The following is an 18,997-nucleotide window of genomic DNA, read 5'->3' as shown; positions in this document are numbered from 1 at the left end:
TTGACATGGGAATATGAATAAGAAATAGAGGTCCGTCCCCAACCTAAAAAAAAACGGCCATCAGAAATGACCGTTTGAGATGCAATGATGTTTAGTTGTTTGCTCCAGCTGCGATTCGCTTTACATTTTGTTCAGCGGTTTTTGTCAGGTCAGGAGTAAATCCGTTTTTCATTCGTTGATTTTCTTCATTGAAGTAGTCCCGAACTTCTTGATCAAATTCTATTTCGATGAGATCACGAATGTCTGTAATTCTAAGGGCGATCATAATGGAAACAAGATGAGCCACCGTTAAGGATTTCTTCTTGAAATTCACTAGCTCATTGATCGTAGCCACTCTTAGCCCTGTTAAGCGATGAAGATCGCCTTGTGTCAATCCTCGTTCACGCAGGATTTCTCCCAATTTAATGTGAATTTTATGGGGAAATTTATTTAGCGCTTCTATAACAATTGTATTTGTCTTTTGGTGAATCATGATGCTTCAACTCCTCATCCTATACCATATTAACGCGAATTCCGTCATTCGTGAACCGGCAAAAAATCCCATGTCGACGGGTACTTTTTACCATTCTATTTTGAGTGAGTATGAAGACATCATGCCTTTTAAAAAAGAAGACTCCAGAAACGACCGGATGTCTTCTTATATTCGGATCCTTTTTACATCAGCACATTCTGGACAAGACTTGTTTTCAAGCTTTCATACACTTCCTGCCATACTTCTTCATCTTTCGAATATTGAGAAGTTAAGCGTTGAATCATTTCCCTCTGCTTTTTTGGAAAAAGCTCATGATCCTTCGGTGGCAGCTTCGCCCGTTCATCATCCACGATCTTCTTTACCATAGGGGCTCTGGGTCCCCATACCAGCTTTTCATTTCCATCACGATCGATGAAAATGAAAATGGGGATCGCTCTCGAGATGCCATTCGTTAAGTATTGATCCATCAGTTCAAGGTTTTCATCCCGTAAAATCATCCGTACGTCCATGTCAGCGGATTTTGCCAGTTTCAACAGAATCGGGATATTCAGCATGGCATCTCCACACCAATCTTCCGTGATGGCAATCACCCGTAAGGAGTGTTCTCCGAGTTTAGCCAAAACTTCTATGTCTTCTTGTGGAATCGTAAAGTTCTTCCTGATCGCTTCGGTATTTTCTTTATGTACACTCATATATTCCAAGTAATCTTCAGGTGTCATCCCTTTAGTGAACCATTGCTCTAAGTTCATGTTTCTTCCTCCTCCAGCCCCACACTCATTCCAGTGAAGCACCAACATCTTTTCTCTCTTAAATTCTCCTTATAGCATATTCATGTTTCTCGTATTTCACAAGGAAAATATAATTTTCATTCTATTCAAAATTTCAATTGTACGATTATGCCTGTAGGAATATAATATAAGAAAAGCACCGTAACGGGCAGGTTTACAGGTTCTTATGAACTCTATTTCTTATAATCCTTCAATCTAAAAAAAGGAATAGCATAGTGCTACTCCCAGACTATTTTTTTCCAGAGGGGGATGGAATAAGTAAGTATGTGAAGAGAACTATCTTTCATACATCTTTTCTTAACAGAAAAAAAGCTGACTCAATTGTCAGTTTCACCCTCACATTTTTTGGTTAAAGTAGATAGGTATAGGACTACTCTTGAATTGAACCATCTTAAACATTTTGTGATTTTTCTATAATTTTTGCCACTTTATTATAGTAGTAGTTCAGCTCGACTAGGCTATCTGCCTCCTTCAGTCTTTTTAGATAATGATTTGCTTTTTCATAATCTTCTGGTGGCAGCTCAACCTTGATTCTCTTTTTCTTCCACTTCGCCAACAGGTTTCACCTCATTATGGTTTGGAGTCCCTCCCTTAGAGGTCGGTTCGAGCTGATAATGAGATAGCTCTTGAATATAAGACGCTTTGGTGCTTGCTAAATTTTGTTCGATTTTTCGTGTGATGACGGAACTTCCCCCGATACCTGATAATAAACTAATATAGATGACATACCAGATCGGGACCGTTTCAACAACCGGTAATACTGACAGATACCCTGCTAGAATGCCTATGATAATATCCTTTGTTGAACCAAAAAGATAGTGCCTCTCACCTTGGTCATCGATAAATTTTCGCGGAAAAGTGAAATGACCATTTTTGAAAACCAGAATATGTCCTAAGCCTCCAATACCACCCATTAACATTGGCAACAAGATCACTTCGAATAAGGACATTCTATCCACCCTCTGGAATCATTTACTATTATTATACATTATTTACAGAAAATTCAGAATAGATAATTGGACGCAATTTTGTCCACTAAAGGAGTGCCGAAATGAGAAAAATTGTGATGAAAGTCTCGTCCGTCGACAAACTTCGATTCCAAAACTATATGATGCAGCTAAAGAGAGCTGAATCAAAAGTCGAAGCGGATACGTATTATCGACTAGCCAAGAAGATTCTGGAAAAAGCAAAGAAGAAACAAATATAGCCATGACCACATGTAGGATTCAAATAAAACCCGCACCATATAGTACCAGGAAGAACAAAGAAAAGAAGAGCCATTACAGCCCTTCTCCTCATTCAGCATATTTAGTTGACGCCAACCGCATTATACGCGGCATTCACACTCGCCACCTCAGCACTTCCTGCACCATATAAATCTGTAGCAGCTTGAACCGCTGCTGAACGAAGCTGGCTGAAGTTTGAAGATGGTGTTAAGTATTGAGTTAACGCACGGTAATAGATTGCCCCTGTTTTATCGGTTCCGATTCCCGTCACCTTCACACCATAGTGAGTGCCACCTTGACTTAGCAAGTAGGCTGCTTTATTTCCTATTCCACTATTGATATGAACCCCACCGTTGTCCTGCGTCCCTGTGTATCTTACAGAATAGTGGTCAGGATCACCGTATTTTGCCGGATCTGACATGGAGCGAAGTGCATCGCCACTCTTATTAGGTGTGTAAATGTCTTCCCCGATTTCCCAATCCGGATTATTATTCGTATCGTATTCTACCAATGTTCCAAAAATATCGGACATAGATTCATTGATAGCCCCGGACTCATTTTGATAAATTAGATCCGCTGTTGTATCCGTTACGGCATGTGTCAGCTCATGGGCAATGACATCCAGTCCTCCTGATAATGGAACGAATGTCGTTCCATCCCCATCACCATATACCATTTGCTGCCCATTCCAGAATGCATTATTATAGTTTCTTCCATAGTGAACAGTCGACTTCAGTGCTGCCCCATTGCCATCATAGCTATTACGATTATGTGTGTTCAAATAGTAATCGTATGTCTGCCCCGCATAATAATGAGCATCAACAGCAGCTCCATCATAGCTTGCGTTGAAAAGATTGTCGCTATCCGCCCACAGTGATCCCGGCAGACGTGTCCTGTTCGAAGCGTCATACGTGAACACTCCGTTACCTCTCGTGCGGTCCTGTAAATAATAAGTTGAAGAAGAAAGATACGTGTTCAACGATTTCGTATCGCCCAATACTCCCTTTCCTGAGCCGACAGTATCTGTTCCTCCAACGGCTCCACCTCCGCCGCCTGGTTTACCAGCTCCGTTGTTCGCTTCATGGATATTATTTACTTTGCCTAGAATGTCGCCGGTTACAGCATCAACGAAATAATTCCAGTTCCCTGGTTCCGGAGCAAGGAAATTATAGTTTACGAGATACGCATAATGGGCTTCTCCATCTTTTACATAAATCACGGATTCAGATTTAGGTGCATATTCATAGTCAGGCTGGCTGCCTACGTGTTTCACTAAATCAGTTTCCCCTTTAGAAAGGGCTTCTTTTTTAGATAATTTTTTGGTTTGCTTTAAGTTTTGTTTTTCATCTAAATTAGCTATCGGAGCCCCGGATAATGCAGTCAGGACACCATCTTTATTCACATGAGCAGTCAGGACGGCGCCGTATACAGGCGTTCCTTTATATACTTGTTGAATGCGTAGATATGTATACCCTAAGTCATCTTTACGCTTTTCTTTCACTTGAAAAGATAGCTTTGCGTCTCCTTTGAACTTGAACGCCTGCTGTTTTTCCATTAAATAATCAAATACGATCGATTCCGGGGCATTGGTAGATGCCTTTGTTAATTTACCGGATATAAATTGGGGAGTCCCCAACTTCGCATTGAAGTTCACCTTTTCACTCACATTTGATGCACCCAATGCTTCCGGAGAAAATACCGGGCTCATCATTAATCCTGCTGTTAAACCTAATGCTACGACTTTTTTCTTCAATTACAACACCTCTTTATAAGAATTTTCCAACTATTTAAAATATTAAATATACTATAGTACAAGCACTATCCACCTCGAACGAGCCAAAAGACCTACATATTTCCTTTTTCAACATCGGGTTAAAATACCTACATAAAACGCAGAAAAATCATGTTTTTCAGGAAAACTTGAACTAAAAAAGAGGGACGGACCTTGATTTAAATCAAGGTCCGTCCCTCTTTCACAAAAAAATCACCCCTGGAAATATTAGGTTTCCAGGGGCTGCGATTATATTTTTAGCGTTTTTGAATTTCTTGAAGCAGCAGCTTGTTAACAAGCGGCGGGTTGGCCTGTCCTTTTGTTGCTTTCATGATTTGACCAACCAAGAAGCCGATGGCGCGATCTTTCCCGTTCTTATAATCTTCGATGGATTGTGGATTGGCATCAAGCGTCTCCGTCACGATCTTGAGCAAGGCACCTTCGTCAGAGATTTGAACGAGACCCTTCTCTTTGACGATTTGTTCTGGATCTCCACCGTTTTCCACTAGTTCCTTGAACACTTTCTTCGCAATTTTGGAAGAAATCGTTCCTTTTTCGATTAATTCGATCATGCCTGCCAGTCCTTGAGGAGTCAGCTTAACATCTTCAAGTTCTTTTTGCTGTGCATTTAAGTAAGCTGAAACCTCACCCATCAGCCAGTTGGACGCAAGCTTCGCGTCTGCACCCGCTTCAACGGTTTCCTGGAAGAAATCGGACATTTCTTTCGTTAATGTCAGAACCATGGCATCATACGCAGGTAAGCCTAAATCTTCTACATAGCGCTTTTTACGCTCATCCGGAAGCTCAGGGATCTCTGCACGGATGCGGTCCATCCACTCTTGATCGATGTGAAGGTGTAATAAATCAGGTTCAGGGAAGTAACGGTAATCATCCGATCCTTCTTTTACACGCATAAGGATCGTTTTACCTGTTGATTCATCGAAACGAAGCGTTTCCTGTTGAATCATTCCTCCGGATAAAAGAACCTTTTCCTGACGGACGATTTCATACTCCAATCCTTTTTTAACAAAGTTAAAGGAGTTCAGGTTTTTAAGCTCGGCCTTCGTACCGAATTTCTCTTGTCCGATTGGACGAAGGGAAATGTTGGCGTCACAGCGAAGCGATCCTTCTTCCATCTTACAGTCGGAAACCCCTGTATATTGAATGATGGATTTAAGTTTCTCAAGATACGCATACGCTTCTTCCGGTGTGCGGATGTCTGGCTCAGATACAATCTCAATAAGAGGAGTACCTTGGCGGTTATAGTCGACAAGGGAATAACCGTCGCCTGAGTGTGTCAGCTTTCCAGCATCCTCTTCCAGGTGAAGACGAGTGATTCCGATGCGTTTCTTCTCACCGTTCACTTCAATTTCGATCCAACCGTTTTCACCGATCGGCTTGTCAAATTGAGAAATTTGGTAGGCTTTCGGGTTATCCGGATAGAAATAGTTTTTACGGTCAAACTTCGTATCCGTTGCGATTTCACAGTTCAATGCGATCGCTGCTTTCATCCCGAACTCAATGGCACGTTTGTTAACGACCGGAAGAACACCGGGATATCCAAGGTCGATTACGTTTGTGTTAGTGTTTGGCTCTGCTCCGAAATGGTTCGGTGCCGGAGAGAACATCTTACTGTCCGTTTTTAATTCTACGTGGACTTCTAGTCCGATTACTGGTTCAAAGTTCATTGATTTCACCCCTTACAGTTGTGGTCTTTTTGTATGGAAATCTGTAGCTTGCTCGAATGCATGGGCTACGCGATAAATCGTGCTTTCGTCAAAATGCTTCCCGATAATTTGCAGTCCAAGTGGCAGTCCAGTTGAAGAGAATCCACAAGGAACAGAAATTCCCGGTACTCCTGCAAGGTTTACTGGAATCGTTAAAATATCATTGGCATACATCGTTAATGGATCATTGATTTTTTCCCCGATTTTAAACGCCGGAGTCGGTGTTGTTGGTCCGATGATGACATCATATTTCGCAAATACGTCTTCAAAGTCTTTCTTGATCAGTGTACGTGCCTGCTGTGCTTTTTTGTAGTAGGCATCATAGTATCCAGAACTTAATGCAAACGTTCCAAGCATAATACGACGCTTCACTTCGTCCCCAAATCCTTCTGCACGGGTTTTCTTGTAGAGATCAAGAAGATTCTCTGCGTTCGCAGTGCGGTAACCGTAACGGACACCATCGAAACGTGCAAGGTTGGCAGATGCTTCAGACGATGCTAACAGGTAGTATGTTGACACACCAAATTTAGAATGAGGAAGAGAAACTTCTTCCCATGTAGCTCCCATGCCTTCCAACACTTTTAATGAAGCAAGCACTGCTTGACGGGCTTCCTCACCGACACCTTCACCTAAATATTCTTTTGGAACAGCAATCTTTAAGCCTTTCACATCACCTGTCAGAGCTGCCGCGTAGTTCGGAACCTCAACATTGGCTGAAGTAGAATCATTCGGATCAAGACCAGCGATCGCTTGCAGTAGGTATGCATTATCTTCTACGTTACGAGTGATCGGTCCGATTTGATCCAGTGAAGAAGCGAATGCCACTAGACCGAAACGGGATACCCTTCCGTACGTAGGTTTTAAACCGACAGTACCTGTAAATGCTGCTGGCTGGCGAATCGATCCGCCTGTATCTGAACCAAGTGAGAAAGGTACTTCTCCAGCTGCAACGGATGCTGCTGACCCACCTGAAGATCCCCCGGGAACCGTTTCCAGATTCCATGGATTGCTCGTCTTTTGGAAACCGGAGTTCTCAGTAGATGAACCCATCGCGAATTCATCCATATTCAGTTTTCCGATCGTAATCGTATCGGCACTATGTAATTTATTGATAACCGTAGCATCATAAATAGGATTGAAGTTTTCAAGGATTTTACTGGCACATGTTGTACGGAGCCCTTTTGTGACGATATTATCCTTAATTCCGATCGGCATTCCGAAAAGAAGACCTTTGCTTTCGTCTGTACCAAGCTTTGCATCCATTTCTTTCGCTTTATTGCGGGCATTTTCTTCATCTAATGTTAAAAATGCTTTTACTTTATCTTCAACGGCATCAATACGTTTGTATGATTCGTCTACTAGATCTGTGACAGATACTTCTTTCTTATGTAAAAGCTCATGAAGCTCTGATAATTTATGGTCAAATAATGACATGAGGTCCCCTCCTTAGTCCAAGATCGATGGAACGCGTACTTGTCCATCTTGTTTGTCTGGTGCGTTCTTTAATACTTCTTCACGTGGCAGTCCTTCAACAGGCTTATCTTCACGCATAACGTTCTTCATATCCAACACATGACTCGTCGCTTCCACATTTGAAGTATCCAATTCATTCAGCTGCTCGGCAAACCCGATGATCGCATCTAATTGAGTTGTAAACTTTTTCGCTTCGTCCTCTGTGATGGCTAGTCGCGCAAGGTGCGCTACGTGCTTCACCTGCTCTTCAGAAATTCTAGACATCTTCTTCACCTCCGTATATGTTCGAACACTCACAATACTATTGATAATACCAAAATTCGCTTCATTAAAGCAACTATGATAAGAGATAACGATTGTTAGGAGCATGGCTGATTCTTGTCCATACCTCCATTCATTCTACCACGAATCAGGGAGGGGATGTGCCATTTTGTGAGGGACGGACCTTGGGTGGGGGTTCTCTGTATGGTCCCCAAGAAGAATCGAGGATTCAAGATGGTAGCAATCGATGAGTTGGACACGATTTTGGGAGGATTTTCAAAGGGGAAAACTGGTCCATTTGTGTATGGTCTGATGGACGAAGGACCGTCAACGTGGACCAGTGCGCGGGGGATTGCGTCTTTTTCCGGATAATCGCGTCGTTTCAGGCTTTGATCGCGTCTTTTTCCGGATAATTGCGTCATTTCAGGCTTCGATTGCGTCTTTTTCCGGATAATTGCGTCATTTCAGGCTTCGATTGCGTCTTTTTCCGGATAATTGCGTCAATTTCACACTTAATTGCGTCAATATCCTTATAATTGCGTCATTTCCCATATAAAGGCCAAAACTTCATTCTCTCCTCCCCGTTAAAGGATATCTCATCCCCAAAACCGAACCTATAAAAGAGGTGATTCCATGAAAATTTATAGCTTCAAACAAAATACCGGTAAATCCATTCAAAAATTCAACAGCCGAAACGTGAGCATCCATCCATTATTAAAGCCTGATGAGCCATTTCAGATCGGTTACTTTTATTTAGAAGCAAACAGCGTACTGGGAATGCATCCCGCCATGTGCGATCAGCTTCTGATGATCACATCGGGAAGTGGATGGGTGAGAGTCGAAGGGGAAGAAAAGATCGTAGTGGAACCAGGAATGGCCGTCTTTTGGGAGGAAGGGGAAATGCATGAATCCGGATCTGATGGCGGAATGACTGCAATTGTTGCAGAAGGAAGCAGACTCGACCCCGAGCGATATCTCCCTACCAACTAAAGCATTCCATTTGCTTCCTCTCTTCCATTTGATTACCTTTAAATAGAGTAATGAAATGGAGAGGATTTTCAATATGCATCCCATTCTATTAGCCTTTATAGCCGGAGCTATAGGCGGGTTGGTGTTCACGCTCCTTGATCTTCCCCTGTCCTGGCTGCTCGGTTCCATGGTTTCTGTCTTTCTCATCAACAAATGCACGACCCTTGAGCTCGCCTGGCCATCCTATTTCAGAGATCTTGGATTGATTATCGTAGGCTATACCATCGGGCAATCTTTCAGTCAGAAAACCATGATCGAAATTTTCACTCAGCTCCCTTCTATGCTGACGATGACGATTGCGATTATTGTGTTCAGTATGGTCCTTGCCTATATCACGTCTAAGATGACGGGAATCGGCCTGCCTTCGACGATAACCGGGAGTATCCCCGGTGGACTTTCGCAAATGGTGGCACTTGGGGAGGAGATGAAGAGTATCGACTTAACGGTCGTGACGATCCTTCAGGTCATCCGGCTGCTGTCTGTCATCTTTGTCGTACCGTTCCTCGTCTTCAGTCCCCTTTTGAGTGGAGAAGGAGGCGGCGCGGGGACGGCCGCGCGTTCGTTTGAGATGCCTGCCTTACACTGGGAGTTTGTCCTCTTTTTCACAATTGCCGTCGCAGCAGGGTTCCTGGCTAAAAAAATCCACCTGCCCACCGCGACCTTGCTTGGCCCGATCCTGGTCATCGGCGGCTTCATGGTGGCTGAATCACCGGTCCCGCATATGCCCGGACTGTTCATCATCCTGGCTCAATTATCACTCGGCATTTACTTTAGCTTCATGATGAATTTCTCGTCGTCCAAAACGATGGGCAAGTTTATCATGTGGTCTTTATTCACGTCACTCTGCCTGCTCCTATACTGTGCTGGCCTTAGCTTTTTATTAAGTCGCTGGCATGACATTTCATTCCTGACTGCCTTTATCAGCCTGGCTCCCGGAGGCATGGCCGAGATGGCGCTGGTAGGGCAAGCCGTCAACGCAGATCTTTCCATCATTACCGGGTACCATTTATTTCGGATCCTGTTCATTCTTTTCATCATCCCCGCGACTTTGAAAGGACTGTTTAGACTCTCTATTTTCCAAAAGGGCAGACAAAATTAGAAAAGCTTGTTTTTAATGGATGAAAATAGGCTTTTCTTTTGCTTCTGCTTTGCCTTTGGTTTTTCTTCAGCGGCTTTTTCATTTTTTTTCTTCACATAGATTTCCTCTTTATCAATGGCATGATCATAAGCGAGGACGAGGCCTATATCGGTTTCGATCTCCTTATTGGTCACCATTGAAAAAGAGACATGATACGTATCAGCGAGCTTGATGTATTTAGATAAGAAAGAGTAGCTCATATTACCATTTAATAAAAGCTTCGCCTCAGGATGCTTCTTCAGACTCTCCTGAACTTCCTTGTATACTCCCTTTTCCCTTACCTGACTCTGAGTCAGGGCAACGACGATTCGTTCCCGCAGGCTTCCGAGAAACTTTCTTCTTTCATCAGGCTTTGTTTGCTTCTGGCCATATATTCCATTATCCAGGTAATCATCAATCGTTGGTTTACTCAAAACCACAAGCACCTCCAAAACGGTCTAATTACAGTTTCTCCTACACTATATGTTTACATGTGTTTGTTTGGTTCAGTCTTATTTTCTCTTATGGAAATGCTTTCAGGCAACTAAAAGATCCGCTTCCATCCAGAAGCGGACCTTTTTGATTTATATGGATGTAACTAGATAACCAATAGCGAGTAGTGGTTGATTTCCTCTACAGGGGTTCACTTTCCGCAGGGCGGGCGGCGGGCCTCCTCGACGCTGCGCTCCTGCGGTGCCTCACCTGTCCTTCTATTCCCTCAGGAGTCGAACACTTTCCGGTCCAATCAACTTATCTTAGGTCGACTTTCACAAAATCATTTATATAAACGACAATCTTTCAGAAAAATAATGACCTTATACAAACAGTGATTGCAATATAGCCTTCTGTACATGTAGTCGATTTTCCGCTTGCTGAAATACGGCAGAACATGGTCCGTCAATGACAGCCGCTGTCACCTCTTCTTCACGGTGTGCCGGGAGACAATGAAGAAATTTCACTTGGGGTGCAGCATGCTGTAGCAGCTGTTCATTCACTTGATAAGGTTTGAAGTCTTTAAGACGCTTAATCGCTTCTTCCTCCTGACCCATGCTTGCCCATACATCAGTGTATACGATATCCGCATTCTTAACTGCTTCTACCGGATCGTAAGAAAGAGTAAAGCTTCCTCCGTTCATTCCGGCAAGCTCAACCGTCTTACCGATAATTTCTTTAACGGGTTCATATCCTTCAGGACAAGAAATGACGACATCCATTCCAAGCTTCGCACATAGAATCATAAAGGAGTGTGCCACATTATTCCCGTCCCCAATATACACAACCTTCAATCCTTTTAGCGTTCCCTTAAGCTCCAAAATCGTGAGAACATCCGCCAATGCCTGACAAGGATGGTACGTATCGCAAAGTCCGTTGATGACTGGGACCTTCGCGTACTGGGCAAGTTCCATAACCTTCTCAGTTTCAAACGTACGGATCATGATTCCATCCACATAAGAGGAAAGGACACGTGCCGTATCTGCAATCGACTCTCCTCTACCCAGTTGTATATCACGGGCATTGAGGTAGATGGCATGACCTCCCATCTGGAGCATTCCCGCTTCAAAAGAGACACGGGTTCTTGTGGACGACTTTTCAAAAATCATCCCAAGTGTCTTTCCTTCCAACACCTTTGAATAAGGATTTTTCTTCAAGTACTGAGCCAGTGCTAAGAGCTCATCTACCTCTTCCGTTGAGTAATCCAACCACGTGACAAGATCTCTCCCTTTCAAGGAAACCGGCGACGTCGCAACATTTGGATTCATCATACTCTGCTCACTCCCTGTACGGATTTTGATGGTGCCAATGAAATGGGGTTCACTTTATTCACTTTCATACTTCGAAAAAAGGCCAATAAGGTCTCTGCTTCCGTTAAAACGGTGACCCCTGCTTCTAACGCTGCAATTCTTCTCTTCTTCATTTCAACAGTTTCTTCATGACTGAAATACACAGAAGCATTGCTTGTTTCAACCCAGTCACTAAACGAAGTTTCCGTAGAAGTCTGATACTGTTTTAATTCTTTCTGGTCACTATCGATATAAACCGTCCCACCAGTTTCTATAGCTTCATGCAGCCCTTCAAATACTTTATACAGGGCTTCTTCAACCGTCTTACCAAGACATAATCCTTCTCCCGTTGACTTCATATTGGCCCCGAGTGTTTGATCGATCTCCGGCAGGGCATGTGATGAAAATACAGGATATTTCACTCCTACAACGTCTATTTCTGCAGGAGGGCTAAAGGCGTCTATCTTCAACGACTCATCGCACATAAGGTCTGTCGCCATATCGATTAATGAGTAACCAAGAACCTTGCTGACCACCGGAACCGTCCGGCTTGCTCTCGGGTTCACTTCCAACACGAAAACCTCTTCACCCTGCAGCAAAAATTGAATATTCATGATCCCTTTGTAATGAAGGGAAGACACAATCTTTTGAGCATAGCCTTCAATCGTTCTCTTGATTTCAATTGACAGGGATTCAGAAGGAAAAATAGACATGCTGTCCCCTGAATGGACGCCTGCCCGTTCAATATGCTCCATGACTCCGGGAACATACACTCCGTCTCCGTCCCCCACCAAGTCAACTTCGATTTCCTGACCCTCTTTGAATTCATCAATTAAAATAGGGAAGTACTCTTCATCCGCTTCCTGTATGAACTTCTCGATTTCGGCTTGTGTCGTTACTTTCACCATCCCTTTCCCTCCAATCACATAGGATGGACGGCAAAGAAGAGGAAAGGTTAAATACTGTGCTACTTTTAATGCTTCCTCTTTACTGTGGCAGATATCTCCCTTCACACGAGGAATCCCCAGTTCGTCCAGCAGTTGATAAAAGCGTTCGCGATCTTCTACACGGTCAATGATGTCTGAAGATGTCCCAAATAATTGGATGCCCTTCTTCTCTAAAATAGAAGCCAGGTTTAAGGCCGTTTGTCCGCCGAATTGAACGAGTACGGTATCGACTTTCTCGTGCTGGATAATGGAAAGGACCGATTCTTTCGTAATAGGTTCAAAGTACAATCGATCTGCCGTCTCATAATCCGTACTCACGGTTTCCGGGTTATTGTTCACCATGATGGTCGTATATCCATGCTCTTTCAATCGGTGAATCGCTTTAACGGCACTATAGTCAAACTCGACACCCTGACCGATTCGAATCGGACCCGCTCCAACAATCAGGACCTTTTTCTCTCCTTGTAACGGTTGAATCTCATTGTCTCCATAATAAGTAGAGTAGGCATAATTGGTGATCGCTTCGAATTCACCTGCACATGTATCCACCATTTTAAAGGCGGGCACGATTCCTTCGTCCACTCTCATTTTTTCAATGGACGCTTCCGGTTTCCCCATTAATCCGGCAATGGTTTTATCCTCAAACCGGAATTGCTTTGCTTCTTTCAAAAGAACAGAAGTGAAGTCGGATGTTCTCAGCTTATTTTCCATGAATACTAAGTTACTCAAGATAGACAAGAACAGCTTATCGATTCCTGTCTTTTCATGAAGAGTGTGAATCGAATGGTCTCGTCTCAACAATTCCAACAGTTCAAAAAAGCGGAGATCTGTTGGTATTCCAATCCTCTCTTCAAGCTCTTCCTGAGATAAGCCGGCCAGTTCGCTATAAATGTTTTCTAAGGACAGATCCAACGACTGAAGAGCTTTATGAAAGGCAGCCTCTAACGAACGCTCGATCGACATCACTTCTCCCGTTGCTTTCATCTTCGTTCCGAGCACCCGATTCGCCTCTGGAAATTTATCGAATGGCCATCTTGGAAACTTGACGACCACGTAATCAAGAGCAGGTTCAAAGCTTGCAAAAGTGGTTCTCGTCAGTGGGTTGATAATTTCGTTCAATGTATAGCCAACAGCAAGCTTCACCGCAATTTTGGCAATGGGATAGCCCGTTGCCTTCGATGCCAAAGCAGAAGACCTGCTCACCCTTGGGTTCACTTCAATCACATAGTATTGGTTACTGTTAGGGTCTAAAGCAAATTGTATATTGCATCCTCCCACCACTTCTAGCGCACTGATAATATTAAACGCTGCTGTACGAAGCATATGAAACTCTTGATCTGTCAGAGTTTGAGAAGGAGCGACGACGATGGAATCACCCGTATGGACACCAACAGGGTCGAAATTTTCCATATTACAGACGGATATACAATTTCCTTTCGAATCTCTCATGACTTCATACTCAATCTCTTTGAACCCGGCAATGCTTTTTTCCACCAGTACTTGATGAATCGGGCTAGCCTTTAATCCGGTTTGAACGAGTTTACTATATTCCTCCCTGGTAGAAGCGATGCCGCCTCCTCTTCCCCCCAATGTATAAGCCGGGCGCACAATGATCGGGAAGGAAATCTTTTCAGAAAAAAGGATAGCCCCTTGAAGGTCGTGTACGATAGCACTTTCTGCCGTTGGATGTCCCAATGTGTTCATCAAGGTTCGAAATTTCTCTCTGTCTTCCCCTTTTTGAATCGAATCCACAGAGGTCCCAAGCAGTGTCACTCCATATTCCGCGAGAACTCCTCTTTCATCCAGCTCCACTGCGAGATTCAGAGCGGTTTGACCTCCAAGATTTGCGACGATTCCGTCTGGGCGTTCAGCAGCGATAATCGCAGTTAATGTTTTGACCGTTAAGGGCTCGCAGTACACTTTGTCAGCGTAGGTCGTATCTGTCATGATCGTCGCCGGATTATGATTCACGAGAATCACTTCATACCCTTCATCCTTCAGGGCAAGGCAGCCTTGTGTACCTGAGTAATCAAACTCTGCTGCTTGCCCGATGATGATAGGGCCTGATCCGATTATGAGGATTTTTTGAATACTGGAATCTTTAGGCATACATCTTCTCTCTCCCTGGTTGTTTAATCGTTTGATAGAATTGTTGGAATATCCACGAAGCATCTTCAGGACCCGGACGCGCTTCAGGATGAAATTGAACCGAAAGAATAGGCTTGCTATTATGTTGAAGCCCTTCAAGGGAACCGTCATTGACGTTCATAAAACGCGGTTCTAACCCGGTTCCTGTTAAACTGGCCCCGTTCACGACGTAATTATGATTTTGTGATGTGATAAACACCTCTCCGGTTTGGTTATCAATGACAGGATGATTCGCCCCTCTATGACCGAATAATAATCGTTCGGTATTCCCTCCGAGTGCCAGTGCGATTAATTGATGTCCTAAACAAATTCCGAGGGTCGGAAGCTCCATGATTTTCTCCTTCAGCTTAGGTAAAAGACTCATCATTTCTTTCGGATCTCCAGGACCGTTCGACAGAACCAGTCCGTCAACATTCATCTGATCCAGAAGCTCAAGCTGATGATAGGGAATGACGGTAACAAGACAATCCATCTTTATCAAACTGGATACAATCGATTTCTTCACACCGAAATCGACGACGGCTATATGCTTGTTTCCACTACCCATCTTGCGGATCTGAGTAAGGGCTACCTTTTCAACTTGGCCTGTGAGTTTCTCTTTTCCTGGAAGTACTTCTGTATAAGATATACACGCGTTTTGAGTTCCAACATCTCTGATCGCCTTCACTACCTGCCTCGTATCCACACCTGTCATGAATGGGATCTTCCACTTTTTGAGATAGTCTTTAAGGGAAGAAGTCGCATGATAATGGGAGTACAGCGCAGGTGATTGGAGCATGATGACTCCCTTCACCTGCGGCTGTGAGCTCTCGAAGTCATCTTCGTTTACGCCATATTGACCGATGAGCGGATACGTGAAAACAACGATTTGATCTTTGTAGGAAGGATCGGTCAGTACTTCCTGATACCCCGTCATTCCCGTAAAAAATACAATCTCACCCTGAACGGGATCTTCTTCATCCATTGTGACTTCACCTATAAAGGTCTTTCCGTTTTCTAAACATAAGTAACCTGTCATGAGATCGCCCCTTAAATTGAATTTTTATTTATATTAAAGAATTTTTATACATTTGCTGCTAAAAAAAAATAGATTAGTATACACCAGCTGATTGATGCTGTTTCAGCGTATCGACCAGTATGTGAAGTGCCTGATCGAGCTCGTCATAGTTGACCGTTAAAGGTGGTAATAGACGGATCACATGCGTACCTGCCGGCAGCGTCAATAATCCATTTTCCCGCAGCTCATCGATGATTTCTTTTACTTCCATATCGAATTGGATGCCGATCATAAAGCCTATCCCTTTTACCTCTTTTACGCAACGAAATTCTTGTAGTTGATTCTTCAGCTTTTGCATAAAGTACTCAGATTTACTTTGTACTTCTTTTAGAAACACTTCATCAAAAATCGTTTCAAGAGTCGCTTTCACTGCTGCCATCGCTAATGGATTACCTCCGAATGTCGACCCGTGAGTTCCTGGCGAAAAGGAGGAAACAAGATCTTTTTCACCCATCATCGCACCTACTGGAAAACCACTTCCCAGTCCTTTAGCCGTCGTGACGATATCCGGTTGCAGGGAATAATGCTGGTAAGCAAATGGAACTCCCGTACGACCGATCCCTGTTTGGACTTCATCAACAATGAATAAAGCATCCATCTCCTTGCACTTCATTTCTACTGCCTGTAAAAAAGAAAGAATACCAGGATTCACCCCGCCTTCCCCTTGAATCACTTCCACCATGATGGCCGCAACGTCATTTCCTTCCACTTTCGAAAGAGCCTGTTCATCGTTATAAGGAAGATAGTCAAAGGTTGGAACCAATGGACCGAATCCGCTATGAATCTTCTCCTGCCCCGTTGCACTCATGGTCGCAAAGGTCCGGCCATGAAACGATTGCTTGAAAGTCAGGATCTTCGTTTTACCCGTATGCTTTTTGGCTAACTTAATCGCTGCTTCGTTCGCTTCAGCTCCACTATTACAGAAGAAAACAGCATCTAAGCCGCTGGCGGAAGCAAGGAGTGAAGCTGCATCTTCCTGCAGCGTAATCGGAAACAGGTTGGATACATGCCAAAGTTTATCCAATTGTTGTTCAAGAGCCTCTTTAACAACATAAGGAGAGTGACCTAAATTACAAACCGCAATACCTGAAATGAAATCCAAATAGGATTTCCCGTTTTGATCTTGAACAACCGTGCCGTTTCCTGAAACCAATTCAATATCCAACCGATTATAAGTAGGAAATAAGTGACTCATACCGCCCCGACTCCTCCTCCGTCTGTTATACGTGTACCTAGCATTTCGCCATCTTGAAAGATCGTGTCCTGACACCCGACGATCATGACTTCTTTAATGTTAAACCCAAGAACCGACAGGGCTGCCTGCACCTTCGGAATCATTCCGCCGTGGATGATTCCGGTTTCTATATATTGAAGGATCTCTTCCTTTGTTACACGTGAAACAATTTCCCCTTCTTTTAAAATTCCGGGAACGTCTGTGACAAAGACCAGCTTCTCTACCTCCAGGGCTTCTGCTATGGCAGATGCAGCCAGATCTGCATTCACATTTAGCTTTTCCCCATTGTTTGTAGTGGCAAGGGGAGTGATAACAGGCACGTAGTTAAGCGAAAGCAGATTGTTTAATAAGGTAAGATTAACCTTTTCAATTTTGCCAACATAACCTAGTGACCCTTCATCCATGATGCTGGCCTTTAACAAATGGGCATCGTACCCGCTTAATCCGATTGCTTTTATCCCTGCCAGATTGAGTTGATGTGTTAACTCGCTATTCACTTTGCCCTTTAACACCTGTTCGACGACTCCAAAAACCTTCTTTGTGGTTTTTCGCTGGCCATTAATGAAGGTGGATTCGATGGCCAGTTTATTCAGCATGGCCGTGATCTCAGGACCTCCCCCGTGAACAAGTACTACATGGTAGTGTTGCTGAAGGTCTTTTATACTTTCATAAAAAAGGGATGAGAGCTTAGAAAGGACACTTCCTCCCAGTTTGATTGCAATCACTGGCTTAGGTTCGATAACTTGCATTGATTTTGACGTAATCATACGTAAGATCACACCCCCAGGCTTTTCCTTTTCCTTCTCCACCATGCAACGCGATGGATATGTTAACATGTTCAGCTTGCATATACTGACTTACACTCTCTTCATTGAATGGCTGAGGAGTACCATTTGAAAACACGAGTGTTTCTCCAATATAAATGTCACATTGATGGGGCTCGATCGTCACCTCACTGTGTCCCATGGCACCAACAATCCTTCCCCAGTTTGGGTCACCGCCAAAGAGTGCCGTTTTGACTAAATTGGAACCGACGATTTTTTTTGCTAAAATGTTTGCGTCTTGATGGGAGTGAGCTCCTGTGACGTTCACTTCCACAAGTTTGGTCGCTCCTTCACCATCCCGGGCAATTTGTTTGGCCAGATCTTGACATACGTGAATTAACCCCTCTTGAAAGTGATGCCAATCAGGATGGCTTTCATGTAAAGTGTCGTGCTCTACCATCCCGTTTGCCATCGCAATGACCATATCATTCGTAGACGTTTCTCCATCTACAGTGATCTGATTAAAAGATTGATCGATTGCTGTTTTAAGAGCTTTTTGAAGGTCGGTGGATGAAATCGAAGCATCCGTTGTGATGAAGCCAAGCATCGTCGCCATATTGGGATGAATCATACCTGATCCCTTTGCACATCCTCCGATTGTGACCGTTTCCCCATCTATTTTTACTCCATAGCATGAAGTCTTTTCGATAAGATCCGTCGTTAGGATGGCCTGTTGAAAAGACTCTGCACTCTGTTCCGTCGAATCAACCTCGATTTCGTTGCAGCCCTTTTCAATCTTCTCCATAGGAAGCCACTCACCAATGACTCCTGTCGAAGCGACGGCTACGTACTCTTCCGGAATTTGAAATCGCTTGGCCGCCCACTCCCTCGTTTGATAGGCATCTTTTAATCCTTGTTTACCCGTACAGGCATTTGCGATCGCACTGTTGACAACAATTGCTTGTAGAGTGCGTGATTTCAAGATACTTTCTTGTGTGACTTTAAGGGGAGCAGCTTGAAAATGACTTTGCGTATAAACAGCTCCGACTCGTGCAGGTTTCTCACTGTAGATGACTCCAAAGTCTTTCTTTGCGTATCGAAGACCGGTATGCATCCCCCCTGCCTTGTATCCAAAAGGCGAAAGAATCGTTCCTCCAGGAATGTGCTGAACAGCCTTTTCTTTTACTAGTTTCATTGATTCT

The 18,997-nt window shown here is 43.7% G+C and carries 19 protein-coding genes; 4 read left to right on the top strand and 15 right to left on the bottom strand.

Annotation, left to right across the window (positions count from 1 at the left end; all coding sequences use genetic code 11):
* Positions 1 to 91: 91 nt before the first annotated feature.
* The 4 genes from AAEM60_RS01935 to AAEM60_RS01920 all read right to left on the bottom strand — a co-directional run bounded on the left by AAEM60_RS01935 (position 92) and on the right by AAEM60_RS01920 (position 2,210).
* Complete coding sequence (locus tag AAEM60_RS01935) at positions 92 to 472, bottom strand: helix-turn-helix transcriptional regulator (protein WP_299741344.1); 381 nt, start codon at positions 470 to 472, stop codon at positions 92 to 94.
* A gap of 182 nt (positions 473 to 654) precedes the next feature.
* The gene (locus AAEM60_RS01930) at positions 655 to 1,221 is read right to left on the bottom strand and encodes a thioredoxin family protein (RefSeq protein WP_299741343.1); all 567 of its coding nucleotides are present in this window, start codon (positions 1,219 to 1,221) and stop codon (positions 655 to 657) included.
* A 430-nt stretch (positions 1,222 to 1,651) separates the two neighbouring features.
* Entirely contained in the window at positions 1,652 to 1,816 is a 165-nt protein-coding gene (locus AAEM60_RS01925; RefSeq protein ID WP_156142419.1) for a hypothetical protein, read from the bottom strand.
* Positions 1,782 to 2,210, bottom strand: coding sequence for a DUF4257 domain-containing protein (locus AAEM60_RS01920; RefSeq protein WP_299741342.1), 429 nt, complete (start codon positions 2,208 to 2,210; stop codon positions 1,782 to 1,784). Before AAEM60_RS01920 ends, AAEM60_RS01925 begins: the two co-directional genes overlap by 35 nt.
* Positions 2,211 to 2,311: 101 nt before the next feature.
* On the opposite strand from AAEM60_RS01920, the gene AAEM60_RS01915 reads away from it, so the two are divergent.
* Positions 2,312 to 2,467: a hypothetical protein gene (locus AAEM60_RS01915; protein WP_299741341.1), complete on the top strand. Its 156-nt coding sequence runs from the start codon at positions 2,312 to 2,314 to the stop codon at positions 2,465 to 2,467.
* 101 nt (positions 2,468 to 2,568) lie between these two features.
* On the opposite strand, the gene AAEM60_RS01910 is transcribed toward AAEM60_RS01915, so the two are convergent.
* The 4 genes from AAEM60_RS01910 to gatC form a co-directional block, all read right to left on the bottom strand.
* On the bottom strand, positions 2,569 to 4,239 hold the full coding sequence (locus tag AAEM60_RS01910; protein WP_299741340.1) for a M4 family metallopeptidase: 1,671 nt from the start codon (positions 4,237 to 4,239) through the stop codon (positions 2,569 to 2,571).
* 275 nt (positions 4,240 to 4,514) lie between these two features.
* The gene (gatB, locus tag AAEM60_RS01905; RefSeq protein ID WP_341357283.1) at positions 4,515 to 5,945 is read right to left on the bottom strand and encodes an Asp-tRNA(Asn)/Glu-tRNA(Gln) amidotransferase subunit GatB; all 1,431 of its coding nucleotides are present in this window, start codon (positions 5,943 to 5,945) and stop codon (positions 4,515 to 4,517) included.
* A 12-nt stretch (positions 5,946 to 5,957) separates the two neighbouring features.
* On the bottom strand, positions 5,958 to 7,418 hold the full coding sequence (gene gatA, locus AAEM60_RS01900; RefSeq protein WP_341357282.1) for an Asp-tRNA(Asn)/Glu-tRNA(Gln) amidotransferase subunit GatA: 1,461 nt from the start codon (positions 7,416 to 7,418) through the stop codon (positions 5,958 to 5,960).
* 12 nt (positions 7,419 to 7,430) lie between these two features.
* Positions 7,431 to 7,721, bottom strand: a complete 291-nt coding sequence (gene gatC, locus AAEM60_RS01895) for an Asp-tRNA(Asn)/Glu-tRNA(Gln) amidotransferase subunit GatC (protein ID WP_034760864.1) — start codon at positions 7,719 to 7,721, stop codon at positions 7,431 to 7,433.
* A 201-nt stretch (positions 7,722 to 7,922) separates the two neighbouring features.
* On the opposite strand from gatC, the gene AAEM60_RS01890 reads away from it, so the two are divergent.
* The 3 genes from AAEM60_RS01890 to AAEM60_RS01880 all read left to right on the top strand — a co-directional run bounded on the left by AAEM60_RS01890 (position 7,923) and on the right by AAEM60_RS01880 (position 9,846).
* On the top strand, positions 7,923 to 8,090 hold the full coding sequence (locus AAEM60_RS01890) for a hypothetical protein (RefSeq protein WP_341357281.1): 168 nt from the start codon (positions 7,923 to 7,925) through the stop codon (positions 8,088 to 8,090).
* Positions 8,091 to 8,351: 261 nt separating this feature from the next.
* Complete coding sequence (locus AAEM60_RS01885; protein ID WP_341357280.1) at positions 8,352 to 8,708, top strand: cupin; 357 nt, start codon at positions 8,352 to 8,354, stop codon at positions 8,706 to 8,708.
* Positions 8,709 to 8,763: 55 nt separating this feature from the next.
* Positions 8,764 to 9,846 (top strand): AbrB family transcriptional regulator, encoded by a 1,083-nt coding sequence (locus AAEM60_RS01880; RefSeq protein WP_341357279.1) that lies wholly within the window; start codon positions 8,764 to 8,766, stop codon positions 9,844 to 9,846.
* Here the strand turns inward: AAEM60_RS01880 and AAEM60_RS01875 are convergent.
* From AAEM60_RS01875 to argJ, 7 genes are all read right to left on the bottom strand, one after another.
* Positions 9,843 to 10,304 carry a YueI family protein gene (locus AAEM60_RS01875; RefSeq protein ID WP_341357278.1) on the bottom strand — a complete coding sequence of 154 codons (462 nt, stop codon included), beginning with the start codon at positions 10,302 to 10,304 and terminating at the stop codon, positions 9,843 to 9,845. The two genes, AAEM60_RS01880 and AAEM60_RS01875, sit on opposite strands and share 4 nt — an antisense overlap.
* Positions 10,305 to 10,679: 375 nt before the next feature.
* Positions 10,680 to 11,627: an ornithine carbamoyltransferase gene (argF, locus tag AAEM60_RS01870; protein WP_299741333.1), complete on the bottom strand. Its 948-nt coding sequence runs from the start codon at positions 11,625 to 11,627 to the stop codon at positions 10,680 to 10,682.
* Positions 11,624 to 14,701: a carbamoyl phosphate synthase large subunit gene (locus AAEM60_RS01865; RefSeq protein ID WP_341357277.1), complete on the bottom strand. Its 3,078-nt coding sequence runs from the start codon at positions 14,699 to 14,701 to the stop codon at positions 11,624 to 11,626. The genes argF and AAEM60_RS01865 overlap by 4 nt, the downstream gene beginning before the upstream one ends.
* Complete coding sequence (locus AAEM60_RS01860) at positions 14,694 to 15,758, bottom strand: carbamoyl phosphate synthase small subunit (RefSeq protein WP_299741331.1); 1,065 nt, start codon at positions 15,756 to 15,758, stop codon at positions 14,694 to 14,696. The genes AAEM60_RS01865 and AAEM60_RS01860 overlap by 8 nt, the downstream gene beginning before the upstream one ends.
* A 73-nt stretch (positions 15,759 to 15,831) precedes the next feature.
* Positions 15,832 to 16,992 carry an acetylornithine transaminase gene (locus AAEM60_RS01855; protein WP_299741330.1) on the bottom strand — a complete coding sequence of 387 codons (1,161 nt, stop codon included), beginning with the start codon at positions 16,990 to 16,992 and terminating at the stop codon, positions 15,832 to 15,834.
* A complete protein-coding gene (gene argB, locus AAEM60_RS01850; protein ID WP_299741329.1) occupies positions 16,989 to 17,798 on the bottom strand; it encodes an acetylglutamate kinase in 810 nt (269 codons plus the stop codon). Before argB ends, AAEM60_RS01855 begins: the two co-directional genes overlap by 4 nt.
* Complete coding sequence (argJ, locus tag AAEM60_RS01845) at positions 17,761 to 18,990, bottom strand: bifunctional ornithine acetyltransferase/N-acetylglutamate synthase (protein WP_299741328.1); 1,230 nt, start codon at positions 18,988 to 18,990, stop codon at positions 17,761 to 17,763. Before argJ ends, argB begins: the two co-directional genes overlap by 38 nt.
* Positions 18,991 to 18,997: the final 7 nt, after the last annotated feature.

It is taken from the genome of Rossellomorea sp. y25, from assembly GCF_038049935.1.
Lineage (GTDB): Bacteria > Bacillota > Bacilli > Bacillales > Bacillaceae_B > Rossellomorea.
Note: the sequence above shows the minus strand (reverse complement) of the source record. Positions and strands in the feature narration are given on the sequence as shown.